Origin of the sequence: Demequina sp., from assembly GCF_016278775.1 — a bacterium.
Lineage (GTDB): Bacteria > Actinomycetota > Actinomycetes > Actinomycetales > Demequinaceae > Demequina.
The window spans coordinates 1-3,210 of record NZ_JADQBF010000057.1 but is presented as its reverse complement, the minus strand read 5'-3'; the positions used below and the strand labels follow the sequence as shown (position 1 = coordinate 3,210).

The following is a 3,210-nucleotide window of genomic DNA, read 5'->3' as shown; positions in this document are numbered from 1 at the left end:
ACAAGGACGGCGTTCCGGCGACCGTCGCTCACATCGAGTACGACCCCAACCGCACGGCACGCATCGCGCTGCTGCACTATGCGGACGGAGAGAAGCGGTACATCATCGCTCCCGACCGTCTCAAGCAGGGCGACCCGATCGAGGCGGGGGCTGGCGCCGACATCAAGCCTGGCAACAACCTGCCGCTACGCAACATCCCCGTCGGTACGGTGATCCACGCGATTGAACTTCGCCCAGGAGGCGGAGCCAAGATCGCGCGCTCCGCAGGCTCCTCTGTGCAGCTTGTCGCCAAGGATGGCCCCTACGCCCAGTTGCGTATGCCGTCAGGCGAGATCCGCAACGTGGATTCGCGCTGCCGCGCCACGGTCGGCGAGGTCGGCAATGCCGAGCAGTCGAACATCAACTGGGGCAAGGCTGGCCGCATGCGTTGGAAGGGCAAGCGCCCGACCGTCCGTGGTGTCGTCATGAACCCGGTGGACCACCCCCACGGTGGTGGCGAGGGTAAGACGTCCGGTGGACGTCACCCCGTGAGCCCGTGGGGCCAGCCTGAGGGCCGCACCCGTCAGGCGAACAAGGAATCCGACAAGCTCATCGTGCGCCGTCGTCGCACCGGCAAGAACAAGCGCTAAGGAGCGATAGACATGCCTCGTAGCTTGAAAAAGGGCCCCTTCATCGACGGTCACCTTCAGAAGAAGGTGGACGTGCAGAATGAGGCGGGCACCAAGAACGTCATCAAGACCTGGTCGCGCAGGAGTGTCATCACTCCTGACTTCTTGGGTCACACTCTCGCCGTGCACGACGGCCGCAAGCACGTCCCGGTGTTCGTCACCGAGTCGATGGTCGGCCACAAGTTGGGCGAGTTCGCGCCCACGCGCACGTTCAAGGGCCACATCAAGGACGACCGCAAGGGCCGCCGCTAAGGCGGGCCCGGCAAACAGGAGTAGATCAACATGGAAGCCAAGGCGCAGACGCGGTACCTCCGCACCACTGCCCAGAAGGCACGCCGCGTGGTGAACCTCGTGCGCGGTCAGAACGCGGTCGAGGCATCCGCCTCGCTCAAGTTCCAGCCGCAGGCGGTTGCCATCGACGTGCGCAAGCTCATCGACTCTGCGATCGCTAACGCGCGCCAGAAGGCCGAGGCTGCGAGCGAGCGGTTCGACGAGCACGAGCTCGTCATCACCGCGATCACCGTGGACGAGGGCCCGACAATGAAGCGCATTCGCCCTCGCGCACAGGGTCGCGCCAACCAGATTCTCAAGCGTACGAGCCACATCAGTGTGACTGTGGCAACGCCCGTCAAGGAAGGGGCCAAGTAATGGGTCAGAAGGTCAACCCGCACGGCTACCGCCTGGGCATCACCACCGACCACCGCTCGCGTTGGTTCGCGGACTCCACCAAGGTCGGAGAGCGTTACCGTGACTACGTCGGCGAAGACGTCAAGATTCGCGACATGATGAAGAAGGACCTTGAGCGCGCAGGCGTGTCCAAGGTCGAGATCGAGCGCACGCGTGAGCGCGTTCGCGTCGACCTTCACACGGCGCGTCCGGGCATCGTCATCGGTCGCCGTGGCGCCGAGGCAGACAAGTTGCGCTCCTCTCTTGAGAAGCTCACTGGCAAGCAGGTCCAGCTCAACATCCTTGAGGTGAAGAACGCTGAGATCGACTCGCAGTTGGTGGCTCAGGGCATCGCCGAGCAGCTTGCTTCACGCGTCGCCTTCCGTCGCGCCATGCGTAAGGGCATTCAGTCCGCCCTTCGCGGTGGCGCCAAGGGCATTCGCGTGCAGTGCTCCGGCCGTCTCGGTGGAGCGGAAATGTCGCGCTCGGAGTTCTATCGTGAGGGCCGCGTGCCGTTGCACACGCTCCGCGCGAACATCGACTACGGCTTTTTCGAGGCGCGCACGACGTTCGGTCAGATCGGCGTGAAGGTCTGGATTTACAAGGGCGACATGACGGAGAAGGAGTGGGCAGCCGAACAGGCCAAGGCCCCTCGTCCCCAACGTGGACGCGACTCTCGTGGCGGCGGGCGTGGCCCGCGTCGTGACGACGCACCCCGCACGCAGGAGGCTCCCGCAGCTGCTGCCGCCCCTGCCGCCGACGCCCCCAAGGCTGAGGCCGCCAAGGCTGAGGCCCCCAAGGCCGACGCTGGGAAGGAGAGCTAAGCCATGCTGATTCCACGTCGAGTGAAGCACCGTAAGCAGCACCACCCTGGCCGTTCTGGAATGGCGACCGGTGGCACTGAGGTGTCGTTTGGTGAGTACGGAATCCAGGCCCTCGAGCCTGCATACGTCACGAACCGTCAGATTGAGGCGGCTCGTATCGCCATGACCCGTCACGTGAAGCGTGGTGGAAAGGTGTGGATCAACATCTACCCTGACCGCCCGCTCACCAAGAAGCCAGCCGAAGTCCGCATGGGTTCCGGTAAGGGTTCGCCTGAGTGGTGGATCGCCAACATCAAGCCCGGCCGAGTGATGTTTGAACTCGCCGGTGTCCCGGAAGACCTGGCTCGCGAGGCGCTCAGCCGCGCGCAGCACAAGCTCCCCATGAAGACCCGCTTCATCAAGCGTGAGGGTGGTGACGTCTAATGACCATCGGAACCAAGGGCCTCGAGCCAATCGAGCTCGACGCGATGGAGAACGAGCGCCTCGCAGAGGAACTCAAGAAGGCGAAGGCTGAGCTGTTCAACCTGCGCTTCCAATCGGCTACTGGCCAGTTGGAGAGCCACGGGCGACTCAAGGCCGTCAAGCGTGACATCGCGCGCATCTACACGATCCTGCGCGAGCGCGAGCTCGGCATCCGCACCGCCCCAGCGGCGAAGTCGTAAGTCAAGAGGTAAACAGATATGTCGAGCAAGAAGCACGCCACCGCGACAGTAGAGCACCGCGCGTATCGCAAGACGCGCCGCGGCTACGTCGTGTCAGACAAGATGGACAAGACCATCACCGTCGAGGTCGAAGACCGCGTCAAGCACGCGCTCTACGGCAAGGTCCTGCGCCGATCCTCCAAGGTCAAGGTGCACGACGAGACGAACACCGCCGGAACCGGCGACCTCGTGCTCATCATGGAGACCCGCCCGCTGTCAGCGTCCAAGCGCTGGCGCCTGGTGGAGATCCTCGAAAAGGCCAAGTAACCAACGTTCGACCAGGCTCGCCGCCCACGGCGACGAGAACCAGACGACAGGAGAAGAAGACATGATTCAGCAGGAGTCGCGACT

The 3,210-nt window shown here is 63.9% G+C and carries 7 protein-coding genes; all 7 read left to right on the top strand.

Annotated features, from left to right (window positions below; genetic code table 11):
• The coding region (rplB, locus tag QZZ33_RS07330) for a 50S ribosomal protein L2 (RefSeq protein ID WP_291379121.1) at positions 1–629 on the top strand (629 nt) is incomplete at its 5' end.
• A 12-nt stretch (positions 630–641) separates the two neighbouring features.
• On the top strand, positions 642–920 hold the full coding sequence (rpsS, locus tag QZZ33_RS07325; RefSeq protein ID WP_291379120.1) for a 30S ribosomal protein S19: 279 nt from the start codon (positions 642–644) through the stop codon (positions 918–920).
• Between the two features lie 30 nt (positions 921–950).
• Complete coding sequence (gene rplV, locus QZZ33_RS07320; RefSeq protein ID WP_291379119.1) at positions 951–1,316, top strand: 50S ribosomal protein L22; 366 nt, start codon at positions 951–953, stop codon at positions 1,314–1,316.
• Positions 1,316–2,158, top strand: coding sequence for a 30S ribosomal protein S3 (rpsC, locus tag QZZ33_RS07315; protein WP_291379118.1), 843 nt, complete (start codon positions 1,316–1,318; stop codon positions 2,156–2,158). The genes rplV and rpsC overlap by 1 nt, the downstream gene beginning before the upstream one ends.
• 3 nt (positions 2,159–2,161) lie before the next feature.
• Positions 2,162–2,581: a 50S ribosomal protein L16 gene (rplP, locus tag QZZ33_RS07310; RefSeq protein ID WP_291379117.1), complete on the top strand. Its 420-nt coding sequence runs from the start codon at positions 2,162–2,164 to the stop codon at positions 2,579–2,581.
• A complete protein-coding gene (rpmC, locus tag QZZ33_RS07305) occupies positions 2,581–2,820 on the top strand; it encodes a 50S ribosomal protein L29 (protein ID WP_291379116.1) in 240 nt (79 codons plus the stop codon). Before rplP ends, rpmC begins: the two co-directional genes overlap by 1 nt.
• An 18-nt stretch (positions 2,821–2,838) precedes the next feature.
• A complete protein-coding gene (gene rpsQ / locus QZZ33_RS07300) occupies positions 2,839–3,126 on the top strand; it encodes a 30S ribosomal protein S17 (RefSeq protein ID WP_291379115.1) in 288 nt (95 codons plus the stop codon).
• Positions 3,127–3,210: the final 84 nt, after the last annotated feature.

Coding starts and splice junctions, on each gene's coding strand:
- rplV (WP_291379119.1), top strand. CDS start 951: ATGGAAGCCAAGGCGCAGACGCGGTACCTCCGCACCACTGCCCAGAAG.
- rpsS (WP_291379120.1), top strand. CDS start 642: ATGCCTCGTAGCTTGAAAAAGGGCCCCTTCATCGACGGTCACCTTCAG.
- rpsC (WP_291379118.1), top strand. CDS start 1,316: ATGGGTCAGAAGGTCAACCCGCACGGCTACCGCCTGGGCATCACCACC.
- rplP (WP_291379117.1), top strand. CDS start 2,162: ATGCTGATTCCACGTCGAGTGAAGCACCGTAAGCAGCACCACCCTGGC.
- rpsQ (WP_291379115.1), top strand. CDS start 2,839: ATGTCGAGCAAGAAGCACGCCACCGCGACAGTAGAGCACCGCGCGTAT.
- rpmC (WP_291379116.1), top strand. CDS start 2,581: ATGACCATCGGAACCAAGGGCCTCGAGCCAATCGAGCTCGACGCGATG.